Here is a 23,031-nt window from a genome sequence, read left to right as displayed (position 1 = left end):
TAGTGACATGTCAGTTCTGGTTGCAGTGACCGACAGCCCCGAGGGCATTTACTCTTTGTCCGCCGCTGCCGACGAGGCGGCTCTGCTGAGCACCGATCTGATCGCGGTGAACCTGACGCTCGGAAAGCTCGACCTGACGGTGTTGCCCGCAGACTGCAAGGTCACCGTCGTCGAGCGTGTGGGACGTGAAGATCGCGATCCCGTCACAGCCGTCCTGGACGAACTCGACGAGTTTCCCGACGTCAGTCGCATCGTCATCGGGATCCGCAAGAGGAGTCGCGTCGGAAAAGCGTTGCTGGGCAGCGTGAGTCAGCGACTGCTGCTGACCTCGCCCGTACCGGTGCTCGCCGTCAAGGCGCCCTAGCTCATCGCACGAAGACCGCCGCGTTGTCGACGAGGGTCAACAACGGCTGCGGGAAGATGCCGATCGCGACGGTCGTCGCGACGCCGAGACCGATCGCGGTAGTCGTCGCGAAACCGGGGGTGACGACGGTGGGAATGCCACCGTCGTCACCCTCTTTCGGTTCCGCGAAGAACATCAGCACGATCACTCGAACGTAGAAGACCGCAGCCACGGCACTGCTCAGCACGCCGACGACGACCAGCAGTGCGGCGCCCGATCCCGCTGCCGCCTGAAAGACCGCGAATTTCGCGACGAAACCGCTCGTGAGTGGAATTCCGGCGAACGACAACAAAATCAGAGCGAACGCTGCGGCAAGCAGAGGGGACCGTCGACCGATGCCTGCCCATCGCGAGATGTCGCCGACTTCGCCCGATTCGTCGCGCACCGTCGTGACCACCGCGAACGCAGCGACCGTACCGAAGCCGTACACGAACAGGTAGAACAGCGTCGCCGACGAACCCTGTTCGTCCAGCGCCACGATTCCGGTCAGGATGAAACCGGTGTGTGTGATCGACGAGTAGGCAATCATCCGTTTGATGTCCTTCTGCGTCACCGCGAACAGCGCGCCCACGACCATCGTCGCGATCGCGACCGCCCACAGTGCCGGGCGCCAGTCGTCCTCCAGACTCGGCACCGCGACGTAGAAGACGCGCAGCAAGGCCCCGAACGCCGCGATCTTGGTTGCCGCAGCCATGAAAGCCGTGATCGGTGTCGGGGCGCCCTGATAGACGTCGGGAATCCACGAATGAAACGGCACGGCACCGACTTTGAACAACAGGCCGACGCCGACGAGTGCGGTGCCCAGAACTGCGAAGACGTTGCTTCCCGCGTTCAGTGCGAGCGCGTCACCGATGCCGCCGAGGTCGACCGTGCCCGCGTACCCGTACAGGAAGGCGGCACCGAACAGGAAGAACGCCGACGAGAACGCACCCAGTAGGAAGTACTTCATGGCCGCCTCCTGGGAGAGCAGGCGGCGCCGACGCGCCAGGCTGCACAACAGGTACAGCGGTAGCGAGAAAACCTCCAGTGCAACGAACATCGTCAACAGATCGTTCGACGCCGGGAACAGCAACATGCCGCCCAACGCGAACATGGTCAAGGGGAACACCTCGGTCTGCGCGGCGCCTGCCTGTGCGGCCTGTCGTTCGGCGAGACTGCCGGGGACCGCGGACGCCTGAGGAGCGAACGCGTCGGCCGGTTTTCGTTCGACCGAGCGTTCGGCGACGAGCAGTACCGACGGCACGGCCACGAGGAGCAACGTCCCCTGCAGGAACAGCGCGGGCTTGTCGACGGCAACGGAGCCCATCACCGCGATCGTTCCGGCCGCGCCGAAGTCGTGCGTGACGGCGATCGTCACGACAGCGACCAGAGCGGCGACCGTGCCGCCGAGAGCCAGCGATGCCTGGGTGCGGTAGCGGACCGCGCGAGGTAGGAACGCCTCGACGAGCACTCCGAGAACCGCCACCCCGAACACGATCAGCATCGGAGCCAGCAGGCTGTATTCGACGCTCGGGGCAGTCAGCAGCTCGTCGTTCATCACCGGCCTCCAGCCTGGCTCGTGTCGCCGTCGACCTCGACGACGGTGGCCTGAACCGCCGGAGAGACGATGTCCAACAACGGTTTCGGATACACGCCGAGCACGATCAAGAGCGCGATCAGCGGGGTCACGACGAGCAGTTCACGCGGAACGAGGTCTTTCATCCCGTCGTTCGCCGACGACCGCGGGCCGGTCATGATGCGCTGATACAGCCACAGAATGTAGATCGCCGACAGGACGAGCGCAGCCGTCGCGACGACGCCTGCCACGTGGTAGCGCGCGAACGTCCCGATGAGAACGAGGAATTCGCTGACGAACGGCGCCAGACCGGGAAGCGACAGTGTCGCCAGCCCCGCGATCAGGAACGTGCCCGCGAGGACCGGTGCAACCTTCTGGACTCCGCCGTAGTGCGCGATGACACGAGTGCCGCGCCGAGACACGAGAAAGCCCGCAACGAGAAAGAGTGCAGCCGTGGAGATTCCGTGGTTGACCATGTACAGGGTCGACCCGGCCTGACCTTGTGCGGTCATTGCGAAGATCCCGAGGATGATGAACCCGAAATGGGAGATCGACGTGTACGCGATGAGTCGCATGACGTCGGTCTGCGCGATGGCGAGCACGGCGCCGTACACGATTCCGATGACGGCGAGCGTCACGATCAGGGGTGCGAAGTACCGCGACGCGTCCGGGAACAGTTGTAAGCAGTATCGGAGCATGCCGAACGTGCCCACCTTGTCGACCACGGCCATCATCAGGACGGCACTCGCCGGAGTCGACTCGACGGCCGCGTCGGGCAACCACGTGTGGAACGGCCACAGCGGAGCTTTGACGGCGAACGCGAACATGAACCCGAGGAAGAGTGCGTTGAGCACGGTCGAGCTGACACCCAGTTCGCCTGCCGACGCGGCGGCTGCGATCTCGCGGAAGCCGAACGTGCCCGCCTCGAACGCGTCGGACCGTGCTGTGACGACGTACAGCCCGACGACCGCGGCCAGCATGACGAGTCCGCCTGCGAGGTTGTAGAGCAAGAACTTCACCGCCGCCGCTGCGCGTCCCGGCCCACCGAAGCCGCCGATGAGGAAGTACATCGGAATCAGCATCGCTTCGAAAAGGACGTAGAAGAGCAGTACGTCGAGCGCGCAGAACGACATCAACACCATGGACTCGACGAGCAACATCGACGCGACGTACGTGTGCGCCGACCGACCGCCCCGGGGATCGTGCCAGCCGGCAAGCAGCAGCAGCGGCAACAGGACCGTCGTGAGCAGCACGAGAACGAGCGCGATCCCGTCGACACCCAGTTCGTATCGCGCACCGAAAGACTCGATCCACCAGTGTGATTCGACGAACTGGAAGTCGTCACCGCCGGGTTGGAACTGCACCACCAGCGCGACGGCGACGGCAAGCGTCAGCACGGACGCCACGAGCGCGACGATCTTGGCCGCGTCGGGGCGAGTGCGCGGCACGACGACCACCGCGATCGCGCCGAGAAGCGGCAGAGCCCACAGCGTCGTCAGCCACGGAAACGAGGTCACCACACCATCACCGCCACCATCATCGCGAGAACGACCGCCGTGCCCGCCAACATCGTCAGCGCATACGACCGGACGTAGCCGGACTGAACCTGCCTGATCCGCGTCGACAGACTCGACACGCCCCCGGACACCCCGCGTGTGACTCCCGCTATCGCAGCCTCGTCGAATCGTGCTGCGGCGCGGGTCAATTCCTGGCCGGGACGCATCAGGAGCGCTTCGTTGACGGCGTCACCGTAGAGGTCGCGTCGCGCCGCCGTCGTCAACGCCGAGACGGGCTCGGGAGCGACCGACGGAACCGCCGACCGCGCATAACGCATGTACGCCACGGCGATTCCCACCGCCACGACGCCCAGCGCGAGGACCGTCACGACCCACGCGGGCAGCATGTGTGCTTCCTCGGCCTCGCCGACGACGGGAACGAGCCAGTTCGACAGCGAACCTCCGACGGTCAGTAGCGCTCCCGCAGCGACGGATCCGACAGCGAGGACGATCATCGGTGCCGTCATCACCGACGGCGACTCGTGTGGGTGTGAGCCTTCCCCAACTTGGTCGTTCCTGCCGGCTCCACTCCCGTCCTCAACTGGGTCGTTCCTGCCGGCTCCACTCCCGCCGTCCCACCGAGCGTCGCCGAAGAACGTCATGAGCATCACCCGCGTCATGTAGAACGCGGTGAGGCCCGCGCCGACCAAGGTGGCGACACCGAGGACGACGCCCTGCACGCCGCCGGCGCCGAAGGCGGTCTCGATGATCTTGTCCTTGGCGAAGAAGCCGGAGAACGGCGGGACGCCGATGATGGCGAGATATCCGAGGCCGAACGTGACGAACGTGATGGGCATCGCCGTGCGCAGAGCACCGTATTTGCGCATGTCCACCTCGTCGTTCATGCCGTGCATGACCGAACCCGCGCCGAGGAAAAGACCTGCCTTGAAGAAGCCGTGCGTCAGCAACAGCATGATCGCGAACGTGTAGCCGGCGGGACCGAGCCCCGCCGCGAGCACCATGTACCCGATCTGGCTCATCGTCGACGCCGCGAGAGCCTTCTTGATGTCGTCCTTCGCGCAACCGATGACGGCGCCGAACAGCAGCGTCACGGCTCCGACCGCCACGACGGCGGCCTGAGCGGCCGGCGCGGACTCGAAGACGGGTCCGGCTCGGACGATCAGGTAGACCCCGGCCGTCACCATCGTGGCGGCATGGATCAAGGCCGACACCGGCGTCGGTCCTTCCATGGCGTCGCCGAGCCACGACTGCAACGGCACCTGCGCGGACTTGCCGCATGCGGCCAGAAGCAGGACGAGTCCGAGCGCGGTCAGCGTCCCGGAACTCGTGTCGTCGACACCAGCGAAGACGTCGTCGAACGAGACGCTGCCGTACGTCGCGAACATGATCATCAGCGCGACCATCAGTCCGATGTCGCCGACCCGGTTGACGACGAACGCCTTCTTGGCCGCCGTCGCCGCCGACGGCTTGTACTGCCAGAAGCCGATCAACAGGTACGACGCAAGTCCGACGCCTTCCCAGCCCACGTACAGGCCGAGGAAGTTGTCAGCGGTGACGAGCAGCAGCATCGCCGCCAGAAACAGGTTGAGATAGGCGAAGAACCGTCGGCGATCGGGATCGTCGGCCATGTAGCCGATCGCGTAGACGTGGATGAGCGAACCCACTCCGGTGATGAGCAGCACGAAGCACATCGACAGCTGATCGAGTCGGAATCCGAAGTCCACCTGCAGGTCCGCGACAGGAATCCAGCTGAACAACGTCTCGGACACTGCCCGCTCGTCGGCGGGCTTGCCGAGCATGTCGGCGAACAGTACGAGCGCATACACGAATGCCGCCGACGACATCACCGTGCCGACCAGATGACCGAAACGATCCGTCCGCCGGCCGAGCAGCAACAGAACGACCGCTCCCAGCAACGGCAACGCGGGGAGAATCCAGATGGCGGTCATGTCAGTTCTTCAGCAGTCGGGCGTCGTCGACCGAGGCCGTCCGTCGGGTGCGGAAGATCGTCATGATGATGGCGAGGCCGACGACCACCTCGGCTGCGGCGACGACCATCGTGAAGAACGCGAACACCTGGCCCTCCAAGTTCCCGTGCATGCGAGCGAACGTGACGAACGCGAGATTCGCTGCGTTGAGCATCAACTCGACGCACATGAACACGACGATCGCGTTGCGGCGCAGCAGCACTCCTGCAGCGCCGATCGTGAACAGCAACACCGACAGATACAGGTAGTTCTCGGGATTCACGATGCGCCCCCGTCCGGATTGCCTCGGTGCCCTCGATGCATCGGATTGACCGACAGTTCCGACGGGGACCCGTCGGGCAGCCGCGCGGGCCAGTCGACGGCGTTGTGCCGGGCGTAGACGCCGGGGCTCGGCATCGGAGTCACATGCGAGCCGTCCTTGAAGCGTTGCTCGGACAGTGCGCGCTGACCCTTGCGTTCCTCGAAGTGCTCGCGATGCGCCAACACCATCGCACCGATCGTCGCGATGATCAGCAACGCGCCCGTCAGTTCGAACGCCCACAGGTAGCGGATGAAGATCAATTCCGCGAGGCCCTCGACGTTACCGCCTGCGTTGGCGGCTTCCATGCCGACGAAGTCCGGACGTCCGGACTCCACCGACGCATTGCCGATGGCCCCGATCACGACGAGTCCGAAGCCGATTCCCGCGGCGACGGCGGCAGGACGCTGCCCCTTCATCGTCTCGGTCAGCGAATCGGCCGAATCGACGCCGACGAGCATCAGCACGAACAGGAACAGCATCATCACCGCGCCGGTGTAGACGACGACCTGCACGACACCGAGGAAGATCGCGCCCTGTGCGATGTAGAACACCGCCAGGATGATCATCGTGACGGCGAGGAAAAGCGCGGAGTAGACCGCTTTCGTCGCGCAGACCATCGCCACCGCGCCCAGAACCGCGAGACCGCCGAGGAGCCAGAATTGCACGGCCTCGGCGGTGGACGTGGTCACCGGACTTCTCCCCGGTAGTAGTCGGCCTCGGTGGCGCCGTCGGCCATCGGGTGTGGTGCCGGTTCCACGCCTGGCTCGACGGGCGCCAGCAGACGATCCTTCTCGTAGATCAGGTCGGCGCGATTGTCGTCGACGAGTTCGTAGTCGTTCGTCATCGTCAGCGCCCGGGTGGGACAGGCCTCGATGCACAGCCCGCATCCGATGCAGCGTAGATAGTTGATCTGGTAGACCACGCCGTACCGTTCACCGGGCGAATAGCGCTCCTCGTCGGTGTTGTCCGCACCCTCGACGTAGATCGCGTCGGCCGGGCACGCCCATGCGCACAGTTCGCAGCCGATGCATTTCTCCAGGCCGTCGGCGTACCGGTTCAGCCGGTGGCGTCCGTGGTAGCGCGCCGCGGTCGGCGCCTTCTGTTCGGGATAGAACTCGGTGACGGGTTTGGTGAACATCGTCCGGAACGTCACGCCGAATCCTGCGACGGGGCCAAGGAAATCAGGCATCGCTGCGCTCCTTCTCTGGGGTCGGCACCGTCTGCCCCGGCAGGGGTGGGACGGGGAAGCCGCCGGCCATCGGGTCGAACGGGGGGAGTTCACCGGTCGGAGGCGCCGGTTCCGGCTCACGACCGCGCCTGCGCCAGAAGGCGTAGGCCACGGCTACCGCGACGATCGCACTGGCGACGACGAGGGCGACAGCGGACGAACCGTAGCCCTCGACGCGGAAGGCGCGGACGGTCGCAACGAGAACGATCCACACGAGGGACACCGGAATCAGCACTTTCCAGCCCAGATTCATGAACTGGTCGTAGCGCAGGCGAGGGAGCGTCGCCCGCAGCCAGACGAACACGAACAGGAACGCCCAGACCTTCAGCGTGAACCACAGCACCGGCCACCACCCGGAATCGGCGCCGTCCCACAGGTCGATCGGGAACGGTGCGTGCCACCCACCGAGGAACAGCGTCGTGGCGAGCGCCGAGACGGTCACCATGTTGACGTACTCGGCGAGCATGAACAGCGCGAAATTGAGCGACGAGTATTCGGTGTGGAAGCCGCCGACGAGTTCGCCTTCGGCCTCGGGGAGGTCGAACGGCGCGCGATTGGTCTCACCGACCATCGAGGTCAGATAGATGACGAACGACGGGAAGAGCAAGAAGATGTACCAGGTGTTCGTTTGCGCCGCAACGATTCCCGACGTCGACATCGTCCCGGCGTGGAGGAACACCGCGACGAAGGACAATCCCATCGCGATTTCGTACGAGATCACCTGCGCCGTCGATCGCAGTCCGCCGAGCAGGGGATAGGTCGAACCGGATGCCCATCCCGCCAATACGATTCCGTACACGCCGACGGACGTGACGGCCAGGATGTACAGAACACCGACCGAGAAGTCGGTCAGTTGCAACGGAGTTCGGTGACCGAAGACGGACACCACGGGTCCGAACGGAATGACCGCGAACGCCATGAACGCCGGAACGATCGCGATGACGGGGGCCAGCAGGTAGACCGGTCTGTCGATTCCTTTCGGAACGATGCCTTCTTTCAGTGCCAATTTCACGCCGTCGGCGAGGCTCTGTAACATGCCGCCAGGTCCGACGCGGTTCGGCCCGACCCGACTCTGCATGCGAGCCATCACTTTTCGCTCGGCGAGGATTGCGATCAGCGGGGTCAGGATCAAGAACACGAAGATTGCGACAGCCTTGGCGACGACGAGCCACCAGGGGTCGACGCCGAATCCTTCGATCACTTAGGTCACCTCACTTGCGGCGTGGATCCGCACCACTGCACCGTTACCGACGGCCAACGCCGCATTGACTTCGCTGCCCGGCGATCGACGCGGCAGCCACACCACGCGATGGGGGAGGTCGCTGATCGCGAGCGGCAGTGTGATCGCTCCGCGCTCGGACGTCACCGTCACCCACTCGCCGTTCGATGCTCCGATCTCGCGAGCGGTGCCTGCGGACAGGCGAACGACCGGTGTCCTGGCCGTGCCGGCGAGATGCGGCTCGCCGTCCTGCATCCGGCCTGAGTCGAGCAGCATGCGCCACGTCGACAGCACTGCCTCGCCGGGACCGGGTGTCGGCGCTCGGTGCGGTGGGTAGGTCGGCGACGCGTGGCGCGTGCCCGACCATGCAGGAAGGGCCGCGATCTCGGCGCGAGAGGATGCGCCGTCGGGCAGGCCGATCGGAGTACCCATCTCGGAGGCCAACGCGTGCAGCACGCGGCCGTCCGGGACGGCACGCGTGCCGGCGACCGCGACGTCGAACGGACGGGGACGCCCTTCCCAATCGAGGAAGATACCCGCCTTCTCGCTCACGGGCGCCACCGGGAAGACGACGTCGGCGCGTTCGGTGACGCGGCTGCGCCGAATCTCGAGACTCACGACGAACGGCGACGCATCGATAGCCGCTGCCGCCGACGACGGATCCGGAAGGTCGGCCAGTTCGACGCCACCCACCACGAGCGCTCCCAGCGATCCCGACGCGGCCGCGTCGAGCATCCCGGTCGTGTCGAGACCGGCCGAGGTGGGTAGGTGCGGGACCGACCAGGCCGCGGCGAGACCAGCGGACCCTCGTTCGTCGGTGACGGGTATGCCGCCGGGAAGTACGAGGGGAAGCGCCCCGGCGTCGAGTGCGCCCCGATCACCCGCACGCCGCGGCACCCAGGCGATCGTGGCACCTGTCGCGCGAGCGAATCGGACCACGGCCGAGAGCGCACCGGGGGATTCGGCGAGTCGTTCGCCGACCATGACGACGGTTCCCGGGGCCGCGGTCATCTCCGATTCCTGCGATGTCGCCAGACCGTCGAGCACCTCCGCCTCACCGGACGGCACGCATCGGATCAGCCGCGCTCCCAGTTTGACGACGCCTGCAGAGGCGAACGGCGCGATGGCACACACGTTCAGGCCCGACGCGCGGACGGCCTTGCGCAGTCGGAGGAACACCATCGGCGACTCCTCCTCCGGTTCGAATCCGACGAGGAGGACTTCCGGTGCTTGCTCGAGGCGCCTGTACGTGACGTCCGTCGACCGGGCCGCGACGTGGGACGCGAGGAACTCCGTCTCCTCACGGCTGTGCGGGCGCGCACGGAAGTCGATGTTGTTGGTACCGAGAGCGACACGAGCGAATTTCGAATACGCGTAGGCGTCCTCGACGGTGGATCTGCCTCCGACGAGCACTCCGACGTCGCTGCCTGCGGACGCGAGACCACCGGCGGCGGCTGCGAGGGCCTCGGACCACGACGCCGGGACGAGTTCTCCGCCGCGACGGATCAACGGGGTGGTCAGTCGATCGGGCTCGGTGGCATAGGTGAACGCCCACCGACCCTTGTCGCAGTTCCACTCCTCGTTGACCTCGGGATCGTCACCGGCCAAGCGTCGCAACACTTTTCCGCGGCGATGGTCGGTGCGCTGCGCGCATCCGCCGGCGCAGTGCTCGCATGTGCTGGGGGAGGACACGAGGTCGTACGGGCGGGCGCGGAAGCGGTAGGCAGCACCGGTCAACGCGCCCACCGGGCAGATCTGCACCGTGTTGCCGGAGAAGTACGACTCGAACTCCTCGCCCTCGTTGATGCCGACCTGTTGCAGCGCACCACGTTCGAGAAGGTCGATGAACGGGTCTCCGGCGATCTGCTCCGAGAAGCGGGTGCATCGTGCACACAGCACGCACCGTTCGCGATCGAGCAGAACCTCGGACGACAGCGGAATCGGTTTGGGGTACGTGCGTTTGACGTCGACGAATCGCGACTCGGAGCGCCCCGACGACATCGCCTGATTCTGCAGCGGGCATTCGCCACCCTTGTCGCAGATGGGGCAATCGAGCGGATGATTGATCAGCAGCAGCTCCATGACGCCCTTCTGCGCCTTCTCGGCGACGGGCGAGCTCAACTGGGTGTGGACCACCATTCCGTCCGTCACGGTCGTGGTACACGACGCAAGTGGCTTGCGTTGTCCCTCCACCTCGACGAGACACTGGCGGCACGCGCCGACCGGGTCGAGAAGTGGATGATCGCAGAACCTCGGGATCTGAATGCCGGTCATCTCGGCGGCACGGATGACGAGAGTGCCTGCGGGCACGTGCAGTTCGATGCCGTCGATGGTGACGGTCACGGTTTCGGTCACGGCGGTCACGATGTCAACGCTCCTGCCATGACGGTGCTACGGTGCGGGTCGAACGGACACGGTGCGCCGATGTGTTCGACGTACTCGTCTCGAAAGTGCTTCAGTGAGGACGTGATCGGACTGACCGCGCCGTCGCCGAGCGCGCAGAACGATCGGCCGAGGATGTTGTCGGAGATGTCGAGCAACGTGTCCAGATCCTCGGCCGTTCCGAGGCCGGTCTCGAGCCGTGCATAGATCTGTACGAGCCAATACGTGCCCTCGCGACACGGTGTGCATTTTCCGCACGATTCGTGGGCGTAGAACTCGGTCCAGCGACGTACTGCCCGCACCACGCACGTGGTGTCGTCGAAAATCTGTAATGCCTTGGTGCCCAGCATCGATCCCGCCGCGCCGACGCCCTCGTAGTCCAACGGGACGTCGAGGTGTTCCTCGGTGAGGATGGGCGTCGACGACCCTCCTGGCGTCCAGAACTTCAGACTGTGACCTGCCCGCACGCCTCCGGCGTATCCGAGCAGTTCTCGAAGTGTCACCCCGAGCGGTGCTTCGTACTGTCCTGGCCTTGTCACATGACCCGACAACGAATACAACGTGAACCCGGGCGACTTCTCCGAGCCCATCGATCGGAACCAGTCGACGCCGCTGCGCAGAATGGACGGGACGCTCGCGATCGACTCGACGTTGTTGACGACCGTCGGGCACGCGTACAGCCCGGCGACCGCGGGAAACGGCGGACGCAGGCGAGGCTGGCCGCGTCGACCCTCCAGCGACTCGATCTGCGCGGTCTCCTCGCCGCAGATGTAGGCGCCCGCACCTGCGTGAACGATCACGTCGAGGTCGAAGCCGGTTCCGAGAATGTTCTTGCCGAGATAGCCCGCGTCGTACGCCTCGGCGACGGCGGCGTGCAGGCGCCGGATCACCGGGACCACTTCGCCGCGAACGTAGATGTACGCCCGATGAGCACGAATGGCGTACGCGGCGATGACAATTCCCTCGAGCAACACCTGCGGTGTCGCGAGCAGCAGGGGCATGTCCTTGCACGTACCCGGTTCGGATTCGTCGGCGTTGACCACCAGGTAGTGCGGCTTGTCGTCGCCCTGAGGGATGAAGCTCCACTTCATCCCCGTCGGGAAACCAGCGCCACCTCGACCGCGCAGACCGGCGTCCTTCACCAGAGCGATGACGTCGTCCTCGGGCATCGCGAGTGCATTACGCAGGCCTCGGTAACCGTCGTGACGCTCGTACGTGTCGAGCGTCCACGATTCGGGATCGTCCCAGTAGCGGCTGAGCACCGGAGTCAATGGCACGTCAACGTCCTTTCTCCGGCGGTACCGATGCCGACGGCGCAGGTGCGGGCTTGTCCTTCGTCGTCTCGGCGGCGGCGGCGTCCTCGGAGCCGAGCGGTGCGGATCCGCTGTCGGTCGCCTCGGGCGCATCGGGTGCGGTCATGCCCTCGTCGCGCGCGACGCGTAGGCCGGCCAGTGTGGGCGCCCCCGGTTGTCCGCCTGCCTGCACCGCGCCGAGCCGGTCGTCGGGGAAACCCGCGAGAATTCGTTCGGTCTCACGGAACGGAATCAGCGACGCGCCCCGCGTCGGTACCACCTCGCGGCCGGATCGGAGGTCGTCGACGACGGCACGCGCGGATTCGGGCGTCTGGTTGTCGAAGAATTCCCAGTTCACCATGACCACCGGCGCGTAGTCGCACGCGGCGTTGCACTCGATGTGCGTCACCGTGACCAGGGGATCGTCGTCGGGTACATGCTCGCGCAGCGCGTCGTGGATGGCGTCGCCGCCCATCACGGCGCACAGCGTGTTGGTGCAGACCCCCACGAGATAGTCACCCGTGGGCTCGCGCCGGTACATGGAGTAGAAGGTCGACACCGCAGCGACCTCGGCGCCGGTGAGGCCGAGTCGGTGCGCGCAGAAGTCGATCCCGGTCGGGCTGACGTAGCCCTCTTCCGCCTGCACGAGGTGCAGAAGCGGCAGCAGTGCAGACCGCGCCATTCTCGAATCGGGTTGTTCGGGAGGCGAATACCGCGCGATGATGCGGTCGGCGTCCCGGTCTAGGCGTGCGCGGACGTCGTCGGGATACGGCGCGGGTGGGGTCGCGAGACGGACGAAGACGGGATCGCTCATCGGTCCACCCCGCCCATGACCGGGTCGATGCTGGCGACCGCGGCGATGACGTCGGCGACCATGCCGCCCTCGCACGTCGCCGCGACGGCCTGCAGGTTGGTGAACGACGGGTCCCGGTAGTGCACTCGGAACGGGCGTGTACCGCCGTCGCTGACCATGTGAACGCCGAGCTCGCCGCGCGGAGATTCGACGGCGACGTACACCTGCCCTTCGGGCACCCGAAATCCCTCGGTCACCAGCTTGAAATGGTGGATCAGCGATTCCATCGACGTGTCCATGATGTCGCGTACGTGCCCCGGCGAGCTGCCCATCCCGTCCTTGCCGACGGACAGGTCGGCGGGCCACGCGATCTTTTTGTCCTCCACCATGATCGGGCCGGGACGTAGGCGATCCAGGCACTGCTCGACGATCCGCAGCGACTGCGTCATCTCGTCGATCCGAACGAGGTATCGGCCGTACGCGTCGCAGCCGGTGTCGGTGGGGACGTCGAACTCGTACGTGTCGTAGCCGCAATACGGCTGGGACTTACGCAGATCGTGGGGGAGACCGGTCGAGCGCAGCATCGGACCCGTGATGCCCAACGCCATGCAGCCCGTCAGGTCGAGATAGCCGATTCCTTTCGTACGGGCCTTCCAGATCTTGTTCTCGCTCAGCAGATCCGACATGTCGCGCAACCGGATCGGTAGAGCCTTCGTCAGCTCACGTACCTTCTCGACGGCTCCTTCCGGAAGGTCCTGCGCCAGCCCTCCCGGCCGGATGTACGCATGATTCATGCGAAGACCGGTGATCATCTCGAAGACGTCGAGAATCAGCTCTCGTTCCCTGAACCCGAACAGCATCGCCGTGACGGCTCCGAGTTCCATGCCGCCGGTGGCCAGCGCCACGAGGTGCGAGGAGATGCGATTGAGCTCCATCAGCATCACTCGAACGACGGTGGCCCGCTCGGGAATGTCGTCGGTGATGTCGAGGAGTTGCTCGACGCCCAGGCAGTACGCCGTCTCGTTGAAGAACGGCGAGAGATAGTCCATGCGGGTGACGAACGTGACGCCCTGTGTCCAGGTACGGAATTCGAGGTTCTTCTCGATACCGGTGTGCAGGTAGCCGATTCCGCATCGGGCTTCGGTGACGGTTTCCGCCTCGATCTCGAGGATCAACCGGAGAACACCGTGCGTCGACGGATGCTGCGGTCCCATGTTGACGACGATGCGTTCCTCCGAGGCGGAGCCTGCGGATTCGGCCGCTGCCGCGACGATGTCGTCCCAGTCCTGCCCGGACACGGTGAAGGACTTGTCGTGTCGTGCGATGTCGGTCATCAGTTGTACCCCCGTCGCGTGTCGGGTGGCGGGATGCTGGCACCCTTGTACTCCACCGGAATTCCCCCGAGCGGATAGTCCTTGCGCTGCGGGTGGCCGACCCAGTCGTCGGGCATCTCGATGCGCGTCAACGACGGATGACCGTCGAACTGGATGCCGAAGAAGTCGTACGTTTCGCGCTCGTGCCAATCGTTGGTCGGGTAGACGCCCACGAGCGTCGGGATGTGCGGATCCGACTCCGGCACCGACACTTCGAGCCTGATGCGGCGGTTGTGCGTGATCGACAGCAACGGGTAGATCGCGTGCAACTCGCGGCCCGAGTTCTGCGGATAGTGGACACCACTCACTCCGAGGCACATCTCGAAGCGAAGTGCCGGCTCGTTGCGCACCATCGTCGCCACCGCCACGAGGTGCTCGCGTCGGACGTGCAGCGTCAACTGTCCGCGGAAGACCACGACTTTCTCGATGGCGTCGTCGAACGACAGCCCACGCTCGGGCAGGCGCTGCTCCAATTCGTCTGCAACGGAATCGAAGTAGCTGCCGTACGGTCGGGCGGAGCTGCCCACCACGTGCGTCGGCCGTACCAGTCTTCCGTATCCAGATGTGTCACCGGTACCGCGAACACCGAACATTCCTCGTCGATCGGCCGTCACCGCAGCAGCCCCTTCGACTCGATCGTGGGCTTCGACGCCAGCGCGGCGGCCTCGGCTGCGCGCGCGACGGTGTCGCGGTCGGCGCCCAACGGCATGTCCTGGATCTTCTCGTGCAGCATCAGGATCGCGTTCAACAGCATCTCGGGCCGCGGCGGGCATCCCGGCAGGTAGATGTCGACGGGAACCACGTGATCGACGCCCTGGACGATGGCGTAGTTGTTGAACATTCCGCCCGACGACGCGCAGACACCCATGGCGAGAACCCATTTGGGCTCGGCCATCTGGTCGTAGATCTGGCGCAGCACCGGGGCCATCTTCTGACTGACGCGGCCCGCGACGATCATCAGATCCGCCTGCCGCGGTGAGGCGCGGAACGCCTCCATGCCGAATCTCGCGATGTCGAAGCGACCGGAACTGGTCGCCATCATCTCGATCGCGCAACAGGCGAGACCGAACGTCGCGGGCCACAGCGATCCCTTTCGCACGTAGCCGGCGAGAGACTCGACAGTGCTCAGCAGGAAGCCGCTCGGCAGCTTCTCCTCGAGACCCATATCAGATCCTCCTGCTCGGTGCGTGGTGATCGGAAGGCGTTCAGTCCCAGCTCAGGCCGCCCCGTCGCCACTCGTAGGCGTACGCCACCGCGGCGCTGACGATGAACATCCCCATGGCCAGGAGCCCGAACAGGCCCAGCGCGTCGAAATGAACCGCCCATGGGTACAGAAAGACGATCTCGATGTCGAAGATGATGAACAGCATGGCCGTCAGGTAGAACTTGACGGGGTAGCGACCGGCGCCCATCGGCTGCGCAGTCGGTTCGATGCCGCATTCGTAGGCGTCGAGCTTGGCCCGGTTGTATCGCTTCGGTCCGACGACTGCAGCGACGACCACGGACACGGCCGCGAACACGACAGCGACTGCACCCAGGGCGAGAACGGGGATGTACTCGTTCATCTGCGTGTCACCTCTGTCGTCGTGCCTTGTGGGCAGTGCTGACGCTGTCGGCGAGAGTTACTCGACCGTTAGAAAATGTGAACTGAAACACAGCCTACCGGTGTCGCACCCCGAGTTGTCTCGATTTTCGGTGTGCGAGACAGGTGTGTCGGGCGAGAAAGTCGATCTTGTATCCAGTGAGGTGCGCTCGAACCGGGAAACGTTTGCCGATAAAGGCTTTCGGTCAGTGGCTCAGTAGGCCGACGACCGTCTCGGTGAGCACGAAGGGATCGATCGGATGCGGAACCGCCGCTTCGGCTCCGGACCACTCCGCGAGCCATGCGTCGTCGGGACGACCCGTCAGAACGACGAGTGGGGGACAGTCGGTGAGCTCGTCCCTCAACTCCTTCGCGACGCCCATCCCGCCTGCGGGTGCCGCTTCGCCGTCGAGAATCGCGAGGTCTATGCCCCCGCGGTCGAGGTAGTGCACCACCATCGGCCGACTGGCGACCTCGATGTACTCCAACGCGGGCAGCGACGGGTTCGGGTGGGTTCCGATTGCCGTCGTCACGTCCGCGCGCGTGTTCGTGTTGCTGCTGTAGACGAGGATGCGCAACGGGGCGGTCACGAGTGGGATGCTACGTCCTCTTTTCCCGGTCGCGTCGCCGAATGACCACAGCGGTCGGTCGGTGAAACTCGGTGTGACGCGAGGGTGGACACGACGAGAACTGCACGCCGAAACCGGGATGCATCCGTTTCGTGTCATTTTCGTGATCGTTCCACTTGGCGGGCATCTGTAACGTCGGGTGCGGAGGGGTCGATGAACTTCTCGACTCCGGAGTGCGGCATCGGCAACCCCCGACTCGATACCGCCCCGGGGTCACCTGACCGACGAGGCGTCGAAGGAATGCGAATGCTCGATCTCGAGACCGGACAGTTCCCGCACGTCGACGGACCGGACGACGACGTGCTCACCGAATTCGGCATCAGCCGGGAGGGCTTCGTCACTCGGCTCCGCGAGATCCTGCTGCAGGATTCGCCGCCCGAGGGACTCCACGACGCCGACGTCGCGACGCTGCTCGCAGCCTGTTCCTGACTCCGTCGTCCACTACCGGACCGCCGGTGGCCTACCGTGAGTGCGATCGACTCCCGGCGGAAGGCGCAACGTGGCACACGAGTTCGAGCATCTTCGACCCTCGCTGTTCATCGGTGGAACGTGGTCGGGTGCGTCGGACGGCCGCACACGTGATGTCGTCGATCCCGCAACCGGTCGCGTTGTGGTCGCAGTGGACGAAGCCTCGCCGGACGACGCGCGTCGCGCCGTAGCGGCGGCACGCCGAACGTTCGACGACGGCGTCTGGGCCACCGGATCCGCGTCGGAGAGAGCACTGCTGTTGTCCAGGGTGGCCGATCTGCTGCAGCGGGACAGGGAACAGCTCGCCCGGATCGAGACGATCGACACCGGCAAGACCTTGGCCGAGAGCCGTATCGACATCGACGACGTCACGGCGGTCTTCCGCTACTACGCCGACCTCGCGCGCGTCGACCCCGACCGGTCGGTCGAGGTCGGGCGCACCGACGTCGTCTCGCGAGTGGTCCACGAGCCGATCGGCGTATGCGTGATGATCGCGCCGTGGAACTACCCGCTCCTGCAGATCTCCTGGAAGGTTGCGCCCGCGCTCGCGGCGGGATGCACGATGGTGCTCAAACCCAGCGAGGTGACACCGCTCAGCACCATCGCGTTCGTCCGTCTCCTGCAGGAAGCGGGCGTGCCGGACGGTGTGGTCGCTCTGGTGCAGGGGAGCGGCGCCGACATCGGCGACGCACTGACGTCGAATCCCGACGTCGACTTCATCTCGTTCACCGGCGGGCTCGCCACCGGTCGCGCGATCGCCGTCGCGGCTGCCGAGAACGTCACCAAAGTCGCTCTCGAGTTGGGCGGGAAGAACCCCCACATCGTGTTCGCCGATGCGGCGTCGGATCCCGAATCCTTCTCGACTTCGGTCGATCACGTGCTCACCGGTGCGTTCCTGCATTCCGGGCAAGTGTGTTCTGCGGGGACACGGCTGATAGTCGAGGACAGCATCGCCGACCGCGTCGTCGCATCGCTCGTCGAACGGGCACGCCGGATCAAGGTCGGTCCTGGGCTGGATCCGACCAGTGAAACCGGCCCGCTCGTGTCCGAAGCGCATCGCACGAAGGTCGAGAACTACGTCGCCCTCGGAGTGCAGGAGGGGGCCGAACTCGTCGTCGGTGGATCGCGGCCGGACGAGAAGGCGCTTGCCGACGGCAGTTACTTCCTGCCGACGATCTTCGACAGGTGCGATCGCACGATGCGCATCGTGCAGGAAGAGACGTTCGGACCGATTCTGACCGTCGAACGTTTCTCCACCGAGGACGAGGCGCTCCGACTCGGGAACGACACGAAGTACGGTCTCGCAGCGGGTGTTCGTACGGCGGATCCTGCCCGCGGCGAACGCCTCGTGCGAGGGCTGAGGCATGGAACGGTGTGGCTCAACGACTTCGGGGTCTACACTCCCGCGGCCGAGTGGGGTGGGTTCAAACGCTCGGGCACCGGTCGCGAACTGGGTCCGACCGGTCTGGCGGAGTACCGCGAAGCGAAACACGTGTGGCACAACGTCTCACCAGCGGCGGCAAGGTGGTTCGGGGCCTGAGCGATCGGGTCGGCGTGCGATCGAGACGTCGAGATAGCACACTGGACGCGTGACAGACGCCGCTGACTCTCCTGCCGCACCGCCCTCCGTCGAGCATGCACGTCTCGCAGAATCGCCCGGAGTGAGCGGGCCGTGGCGCCAGTGGGGACCGTACCTCGCCGGACGTCAATGGGGCACTGTCCGAGAGGACTATTCGGCGGATGGCGACGCGTGGCAGTCGTTTCCGTTCGATCAATCGCACCTTCGGGCGTACCGATGGGGCGAGGACGGGCTCGGCGGGATCAGCGATCGCTTCGGATTCCTCAACTTCGCGTTCGCGCTGTGGAATCGCAAGGACCCCATTCTGAAGGAGCGCCTGTTCGGTCTGACCAACGGCGAGGGCAACCACGGGGAGGATGCCAAGGAGTACTGGTGGGTCGTCGACGGCACCCCGACGCACAGTTGGATGCAGTGGCTCTACCGCTACCCGCAGGCCGAGTACCCGTACCAGCAGTTGCGTGAGGAGAACGCGAGCCGCGGACGGGACGATCGCGAATACGAGCTGTCCGACACCGGAATTCTCGACGAGAACCGATTCTTCGACGTCCAGGTGACGTACGCGAAGGCGTCACCCGACGACATCTGCATCGTCATCTCGGTGACCAACCACGGACCGGACGCGGCGTCGGTCGACTTACTGCCGCACCTCTGGTTCCGAAACACGTGGGCGTGGGGACGCGACGAGCGCCGCGGCACGCTCGACGAGGTCGATCCGTCGCATCTGCAGTCCGGGGCCGTACGAGCAGTGGAGGCGCAGCACGGATTTCTCGGCCGCTACTACCTCGCCGCCGAGGGTCGACCTCGGGTTCTGTTCTGCGACAACGACACCAACGCGGCCGCGTTGTGGGGGCAGGAGAATCGAAGCGCCTACAGCAAGGACGGAATCGGCCGACGCGTCGTCGACGGGGACGAGGGCGCGGTCGATCCCGAGCAGACCGGGACGAAATCGGCGTTCTGGTACAGCCTCGACGACGTCGCACCCGGAGAGACCCGTGAGGTCAAGTTGCGCTTGTCGACCGCCGCCCCGGACGAGCAGACGTTCGGCCGCGGGTTCGACGCCGTCGTCGCCGACCGGCGCGCCGAGGCGGACGAGTTCTATCGCGCCGTCATCGGGCCCGACCTCTCCGACGACGACCGCCACGTGGCGCGTCGCGCGTACGCCGGTCTGCTCTGGACGAAGCAGTTGTATCGGTACGACGTCGAGCAATGGATCGAGGGAGACAAGGTCGGCGAGCCGTCTCCCGAGGCGCGCCGCGGCACCGGCGCGCGTAACTCGCGCTGGCAGCATCTGGCCCTGGCGGACGTGATCTCGATGCCCGACGAGTGGGAGTACCCGTGGTTCGCCGCGTGGGACTTGGCTTTTCACACCATTCCGCTCGCGCACGTCGATCCGGACTTCGCAAAGGAACAGCTCGTACTCATGTGCCGCGAATGGTCGATGCATCCCAACGGCCAACTGCCGGCGTACGAGTGGGAATTCGGCGACGTCAACCCGCCCGTACACGCGTGGGCGGCATGGCATGTCTACCGTATCGACGGCTACCGCGATCGCGAGTTTCTCGTACGGGTCTTCACGAAGTTGCTGCTCAACTTCGCGTGGTGGGTCAATCGCAAGGACTCGGAGGGGTCGAACATCTTCGAGGGCGGGTTCCTCGGAATGGACAACATCGGTCTGTTCAACCGGTCCGCGCCGTTGCCTCCCGGGTTCCGGCTCGAGCAGTCCGACGCGACGAGTTGGATGGCGTTCTACTGCCAGCAGATGTTCAAGATCGCGCTCGAACTGGCACGGCACGACCGCGCGTGGGACGACGCTGCCACCAAGTTCTTCGCGCACTTCCTGTCGATTGCCCGTGCGGTCAAATCGTTCGGTTCACAACATATTTCGCTGTGGCACGACGAGGACGGTTTCTTCTACGACGTTCTCGTACCGCCCGAGGGTGATGCGACGCCGATGCGTGTGCGATCGATGGTCGGTTTGCTTCCGATCCTCGGCGCCACGGAGATTCCGTCGTGGGTCGAGAAGGAATGTCCTGATCTGACCGCTCGATTGCGGTGGGTTCAGCAGCGCAGGCCGGAGATGGTGAGCCCCTTGCTCGCCCGCAAGGACGGGGACGAGGTGCGTGTGCTGTGGTCGCTCGTCGAACCCGAACGTCTGAAGCGTGTGCTGTCCCGCATGTTCGATTCCGAAGAATTCCTGTCGCAGTACGGGATTCGATCGTTGTCGGCGTCCTATCGTGACGCCGTCACCTACGAGATCGACGGACGGCACGTGTCGATCGAATACGAGCCCGGCGAGTCCAGAACCGGAATGTTCGGCGGCAACTCGAACTGGCGAGGGCCCATCTGGTTCCCGGTCAACGTGCTGCTCGCGGACAAGCTGCGCGCCTACGGCCGGCACTACGGCGACTCGTTCACGATCGAAATTCCCACCGGCTCCGGCAATCACCGCACCCTGACCGAGGCTGCCGACCTGATCGACGACGGCCTCGCGTCGTTGTTCCGCCCCGTCGACGGCAAACGACCGGCCGACGGTGACCGAATCGAATCGACCGACGATCCGCTGTGGAGCGTGCACCCGACGTTCAACGAGTACTTCGACGGCGACACCGGTGAGGGGCTCGGGGCGTCGCACCAGACCGGGTGGACGGGACTCGTCGCGCATCTGTTGAGGCCGCGTCTGCCGCTGTAGGCGACGTCGTCGCACGTGAGCGCGAATGTATAGAGGGCTATACATTCGCACTCACCTGGAGACATTTCTGCTCACCTAGAGTGGGGTCATGAAGATCCGCGGCGCTGTACTCGAAGAAATCGGACGCTCACGGCCGTTCGCCGACTCGCATCCCATCTCCATCTCGGAGCTGGAACTCGCACCTCCCGGTGAGGGCGAACTGCTCGTGCGGATCGAGGCCGCGGGCCTGTGTCACTCGGACCTGTCGGTGGTCGACGGTAACCGCGTGCGACCGGTGCCGATGCTCCTCGGACACGAAGCCGCGGGCCGCGTCGAAGCCGTCGGCGCGGGAGTGGACGACGTTCCGGTCGGCACCCGCGTCGTCATGACGTTCCTGCCGCGGTGCGGGGAGTGCGACGGCTGTCGTACCGACGGCCAGATGCCGTGCATCCCGGGCAGCGCCGCCAACAACGCCGGAACGCTTCTCGACGGTGGCCGGCGCTTGAACCGCGACGGCGTCGAGGTCAAGCACCACCTCGGGGTGTCCGGATTCGCGACCCATGCCGTCGTCAGCCGCAAGTCCGTCGTGCCCGTCGACGACGACATTCCGGCCGACGTCGCTGCGGTACTGGGCTGTGCCGTGCTGACGGGCGGCGGTGCGGTACTCAACGCGGGCCGTCCCACGCCGGGGCAGTCGGTCATGGTGATCGGTCTCGGTGGGGTCGGGATGGCGTCGATTCTGACGGCCGTGTCCGTCGGAGCGGGACAGGTCATCGGCGTCGACGCGGTGCCGGACAAGCTCGCCACCGCACGTGAACTCGGTGCGACACAGACCTATTCGCCGGCCGAGCGTGAAGAGCAGAACATCAAGGCCGATGTCGTCATCGAGGCGGCGGGTAATGCGCGCGCGTTCGAGGCAGCGGTGGCCGCGACGGCCCCGGGCGGCACGACGGTCACCGTCGGACTGCCGGCACCGGATGCGCGGTCGTCGATCTCGCCGCTCGGACTCGTCGCCGAAGCCCGTACGATCGTCGGAAGCTACCTCGGTTCGGCGGTGCCGTCGCGAGACATTCCGAAGTATGCGCAGATGTGGCGCGAAGGCCGGCTTCCCGTCGAGAAGCTGATCAGCTCGCGAATTGCGCTCGACGAGATCAACCGCGGCATGGACGAATTGGCCGACGGCAACGCCATCCGTCAGGTCATCACGTTCTAGCGACTTGGGGCGGTGGCTACCCACCGCCCGTTACGTCGTGCGATCTCGATGGGGTGATCGAAGCATTCGCTGATGTTCTCGGTGGTGAGGACGTCGTCGACGTGGCCGATGGCCATGATGTGGCCGTCGCGCAGCAGCACTGCATGCGACGTCGACGACGGAATCTCCTCGAGATGATGTGTGACGAGAATGCTCGAGAGCGTGGGATGCTCGGCCCGGATGCCGTCCAACGCCGTCAGAAGTTGTTCTCGCGCAGCAAGATCGAGACCGGTTGCGGGCTCGTCCAACAGCAGCAGCGCGGGGTCCGGCAGAAGTGCGCGAGCGATGAGTGCCCGTCCGCGTTCGCCCTGCGACAGCGTGTACCACGGCGAATCGATGCGATGCGTGACGCCGAGTGCGTCGATCAACGACGTCGCCCGTGCCACTTCGTCGTCGGTGGGGGACCAGCGCGGAACCAGATCGGGAGTGTTCGTCATCCCGGTCAGCACCGTCTGGAGCAGCGTCAACGACGGCTCGACACGCAGGCGTGGGTCGACGTGGCCTATGTGAGTGCGCAGCTCGCGCATGTCGACGCGTCCGAGCCGGTGACCGAGGACGTCCACACTTCCGTGCGTGGGGTGGACGAATGCGCCCAGCAGGCTCAGCAGCGTGCTCTTGCCGGCTCCGTTCGCGCCGAGGAGTACCCAGTGTTCGCCCTGTTCGAGGCGCACCGAAGCGTCGCGCAGAAGGTATCGCCCGTTTCGCACGAGGTCGACGTTCTCTGCTTGCAGGACCGGTATCGAGTCGTTGGTCACCGAACGACGGTAGCGCCGACGGGGTGACCCCACTGCACCGGATCAGG

General features: G+C 65.5%; 21 protein-coding genes. 5 read left to right on the top strand and 16 right to left on the bottom strand.

All coding sequences use genetic code 11. The features are described from left to right. Window positions 1–7: 7 nt before the first annotated feature. On the top strand, window positions 8–364 hold the full coding sequence (locus tag RhoFasB10_RS09055; RefSeq protein ID WP_068428781.1) for a universal stress protein: 357 nt from the start codon (window positions 8–10) through the stop codon (window positions 362–364). A 1-nt stretch (window position 365) separates the two neighbouring features. On the opposite strand, the gene nuoN is transcribed toward RhoFasB10_RS09055, so the two are convergent. From nuoN to RhoFasB10_RS08980, 15 genes are all read right to left on the bottom strand, one after another. Continuing rightward, window positions 366–1,940 (bottom strand): NADH-quinone oxidoreductase subunit NuoN, encoded by a 1,575-nt coding sequence (gene nuoN, locus RhoFasB10_RS09050; protein ID WP_068428784.1) that lies wholly within the window; start codon window positions 1,938–1,940, stop codon window positions 366–368. Next, a complete protein-coding gene (locus tag RhoFasB10_RS09045) occupies window positions 1,940–3,478 on the bottom strand; it encodes an NADH-quinone oxidoreductase subunit M (protein WP_167676117.1) in 1,539 nt (512 codons plus the stop codon). Before RhoFasB10_RS09045 ends, nuoN begins: the two co-directional genes overlap by 1 nt. Beyond that, window positions 3,472–5,424 (bottom strand): NADH-quinone oxidoreductase subunit L, encoded by a 1,953-nt coding sequence (gene nuoL, locus RhoFasB10_RS09040; protein ID WP_068428791.1) that lies wholly within the window; start codon window positions 5,422–5,424, stop codon window positions 3,472–3,474. The genes RhoFasB10_RS09045 and nuoL overlap by 7 nt, the downstream gene beginning before the upstream one ends. A 1-nt stretch (window position 5,425) precedes the next feature. Then, a complete protein-coding gene (gene nuoK / locus RhoFasB10_RS09035) occupies window positions 5,426–5,725 on the bottom strand; it encodes an NADH-quinone oxidoreductase subunit NuoK (protein ID WP_068428793.1) in 300 nt (99 codons plus the stop codon). Further along, entirely contained in the window at window positions 5,722–6,453 is a 732-nt protein-coding gene (locus tag RhoFasB10_RS09030; protein ID WP_068428796.1) for an NADH-quinone oxidoreductase subunit J, read from the bottom strand. The genes nuoK and RhoFasB10_RS09030 overlap by 4 nt, the downstream gene beginning before the upstream one ends. Further along, a complete protein-coding gene (nuoI, locus tag RhoFasB10_RS09025) occupies window positions 6,450–6,953 on the bottom strand; it encodes an NADH-quinone oxidoreductase subunit NuoI (protein ID WP_068428799.1) in 504 nt (167 codons plus the stop codon). Before nuoI ends, RhoFasB10_RS09030 begins: the two co-directional genes overlap by 4 nt. Continuing rightward, a complete protein-coding gene (nuoH, locus tag RhoFasB10_RS09020; protein WP_308115150.1) occupies window positions 6,946–8,193 on the bottom strand; it encodes an NADH-quinone oxidoreductase subunit NuoH in 1,248 nt (415 codons plus the stop codon). Before nuoH ends, nuoI begins: the two co-directional genes overlap by 8 nt. After that, window positions 8,194–10,575, bottom strand: coding sequence for an NADH-quinone oxidoreductase subunit G (locus RhoFasB10_RS09015; RefSeq protein ID WP_068428802.1), 2,382 nt, complete (start codon window positions 10,573–10,575; stop codon window positions 8,194–8,196). Continuing rightward, window positions 10,572–11,870 carry an NADH-quinone oxidoreductase subunit NuoF gene (nuoF, locus tag RhoFasB10_RS09010; RefSeq protein WP_167676052.1) on the bottom strand — a complete coding sequence of 433 codons (1,299 nt, stop codon included), beginning with the start codon at window positions 11,868–11,870 and terminating at the stop codon, window positions 10,572–10,574. Before nuoF ends, RhoFasB10_RS09015 begins: the two co-directional genes overlap by 4 nt. 1 nt (window position 11,871) lies before the next feature. Next, window positions 11,872–12,699 (bottom strand): NADH-quinone oxidoreductase subunit NuoE, encoded by an 828-nt coding sequence (nuoE, locus tag RhoFasB10_RS09005; protein ID WP_167676115.1) that lies wholly within the window; start codon window positions 12,697–12,699, stop codon window positions 11,872–11,874. Beyond that, window positions 12,696–14,012, bottom strand: coding sequence for an NADH dehydrogenase (quinone) subunit D (gene nuoD, locus RhoFasB10_RS09000; protein WP_167676113.1), 1,317 nt, complete (start codon window positions 14,010–14,012; stop codon window positions 12,696–12,698). Before nuoD ends, nuoE begins: the two co-directional genes overlap by 4 nt. Continuing rightward, a complete protein-coding gene (locus tag RhoFasB10_RS08995) occupies window positions 14,012–14,644 on the bottom strand; it encodes an NADH-quinone oxidoreductase subunit C (protein ID WP_240930989.1) in 633 nt (210 codons plus the stop codon). The genes nuoD and RhoFasB10_RS08995 overlap by 1 nt, the downstream gene beginning before the upstream one ends. Window positions 14,645–14,661: 17 nt before the next feature. Further along, on the bottom strand, window positions 14,662–15,216 hold the full coding sequence (locus RhoFasB10_RS08990) for an NADH-quinone oxidoreductase subunit B (RefSeq protein WP_068428817.1): 555 nt from the start codon (window positions 15,214–15,216) through the stop codon (window positions 14,662–14,664). Between the two features lie 40 nt (window positions 15,217–15,256). Continuing rightward, the gene (locus RhoFasB10_RS08985) at window positions 15,257–15,616 is read right to left on the bottom strand and encodes an NADH-quinone oxidoreductase subunit A (protein WP_068428819.1); all 360 of its coding nucleotides are present in this window, start codon (window positions 15,614–15,616) and stop codon (window positions 15,257–15,259) included. Window positions 15,617–15,839: 223 nt separating this feature from the next. Then, entirely contained in the window at window positions 15,840–16,223 is a 384-nt protein-coding gene (locus tag RhoFasB10_RS08980; protein WP_068429191.1) for a hypothetical protein, read from the bottom strand. Window positions 16,224–16,508: 285 nt separating this feature from the next. On the opposite strand from RhoFasB10_RS08980, the gene RhoFasB10_RS08975 reads away from it, so the two are divergent. From RhoFasB10_RS08975 to RhoFasB10_RS08960, 4 genes are all read left to right on the top strand, one after another. Continuing rightward, window positions 16,509–16,691: a hypothetical protein gene (locus RhoFasB10_RS08975; protein WP_068429194.1), complete on the top strand. Its 183-nt coding sequence runs from the start codon at window positions 16,509–16,511 to the stop codon at window positions 16,689–16,691. A 70-nt stretch (window positions 16,692–16,761) separates the two neighbouring features. Beyond that, on the top strand, window positions 16,762–18,270 hold the full coding sequence (locus tag RhoFasB10_RS08970) for an aldehyde dehydrogenase family protein (protein WP_167676109.1): 1,509 nt from the start codon (window positions 16,762–16,764) through the stop codon (window positions 18,268–18,270). Between the two features lie 49 nt (window positions 18,271–18,319). After that, the gene (locus RhoFasB10_RS08965; RefSeq protein ID WP_167676107.1) at window positions 18,320–20,998 is read left to right on the top strand and encodes a glucosidase; all 2,679 of its coding nucleotides are present in this window, start codon (window positions 18,320–18,322) and stop codon (window positions 20,996–20,998) included. Between the two features lie 88 nt (window positions 20,999–21,086). Then, window positions 21,087–22,190, top strand: a complete 1,104-nt coding sequence (locus tag RhoFasB10_RS08960) for an alcohol dehydrogenase catalytic domain-containing protein (protein WP_167676105.1) — start codon at window positions 21,087–21,089, stop codon at window positions 22,188–22,190. Here RhoFasB10_RS08960 and RhoFasB10_RS08955 read toward each other — a convergent pair. Next, window positions 22,187–22,984 (bottom strand): ATP-binding cassette domain-containing protein, encoded by a 798-nt coding sequence (locus tag RhoFasB10_RS08955; protein WP_167676103.1) that lies wholly within the window; start codon window positions 22,982–22,984, stop codon window positions 22,187–22,189. The two genes, RhoFasB10_RS08960 and RhoFasB10_RS08955, sit on opposite strands and share 4 nt — an antisense overlap. Window positions 22,985–23,031: the final 47 nt, after the last annotated feature.

The sequence above is a fragment of the Rhodococcus sp. B10 genome (assembly GCF_011770055.1).
GTDB classification, from domain to species: domain Bacteria; phylum Actinomycetota; class Actinomycetes; order Mycobacteriales; family Mycobacteriaceae; genus Rhodococcoides; species Rhodococcoides kyotonensis_B.
This window is presented reverse-complemented; position numbering and strand designations above follow the sequence as displayed.

Excerpts from the sequence above, each read along its gene's own strand:
- nuoE (WP_167676115.1), bottom strand. The coding sequence starts at position 12,699 with ATGAGCGATCCCGTCTTCGTCCGTCTCGCGACCCCACCCGCGCCGTAT.
- nuoL (WP_068428791.1), bottom strand. The coding sequence starts at position 5,424 with ATGACCGCCATCTGGATTCTCCCCGCGTTGCCGTTGCTGGGAGCGGTC.
- RhoFasB10_RS08975 (WP_068429194.1), top strand. The coding sequence starts at position 16,509 with ATGCTCGATCTCGAGACCGGACAGTTCCCGCACGTCGACGGACCGGAC.
- RhoFasB10_RS08995 (WP_240930989.1), bottom strand. The coding sequence starts at position 14,644 with ATGTTCGGTGTTCGCGGTACCGGTGACACATCTGGATACGGAAGACTG.
- nuoI (WP_068428799.1), bottom strand. The coding sequence starts at position 6,953 with ATGCCTGATTTCCTTGGCCCCGTCGCAGGATTCGGCGTGACGTTCCGG.
- RhoFasB10_RS08990 (WP_068428817.1), bottom strand. The coding sequence starts at position 15,216 with ATGGGTCTCGAGGAGAAGCTGCCGAGCGGCTTCCTGCTGAGCACTGTC.
- nuoN (WP_068428784.1), bottom strand. The coding sequence starts at position 1,940 with ATGAACGACGAGCTGCTGACTGCCCCGAGCGTCGAATACAGCCTGCTG.
- RhoFasB10_RS08960 (WP_167676105.1), top strand. The coding sequence starts at position 21,087 with ATGAAGATCCGCGGCGCTGTACTCGAAGAAATCGGACGCTCACGGCCG.
- nuoD (WP_167676113.1), bottom strand. The coding sequence starts at position 14,012 with ATGACCGACATCGCACGACACGACAAGTCCTTCACCGTGTCCGGGCAG.
- RhoFasB10_RS08985 (WP_068428819.1), bottom strand. The coding sequence starts at position 15,616 with ATGAACGAGTACATCCCCGTTCTCGCCCTGGGTGCAGTCGCTGTCGTG.
- RhoFasB10_RS09055 (WP_068428781.1), top strand. The coding sequence starts at position 8 with ATGTCAGTTCTGGTTGCAGTGACCGACAGCCCCGAGGGCATTTACTCT.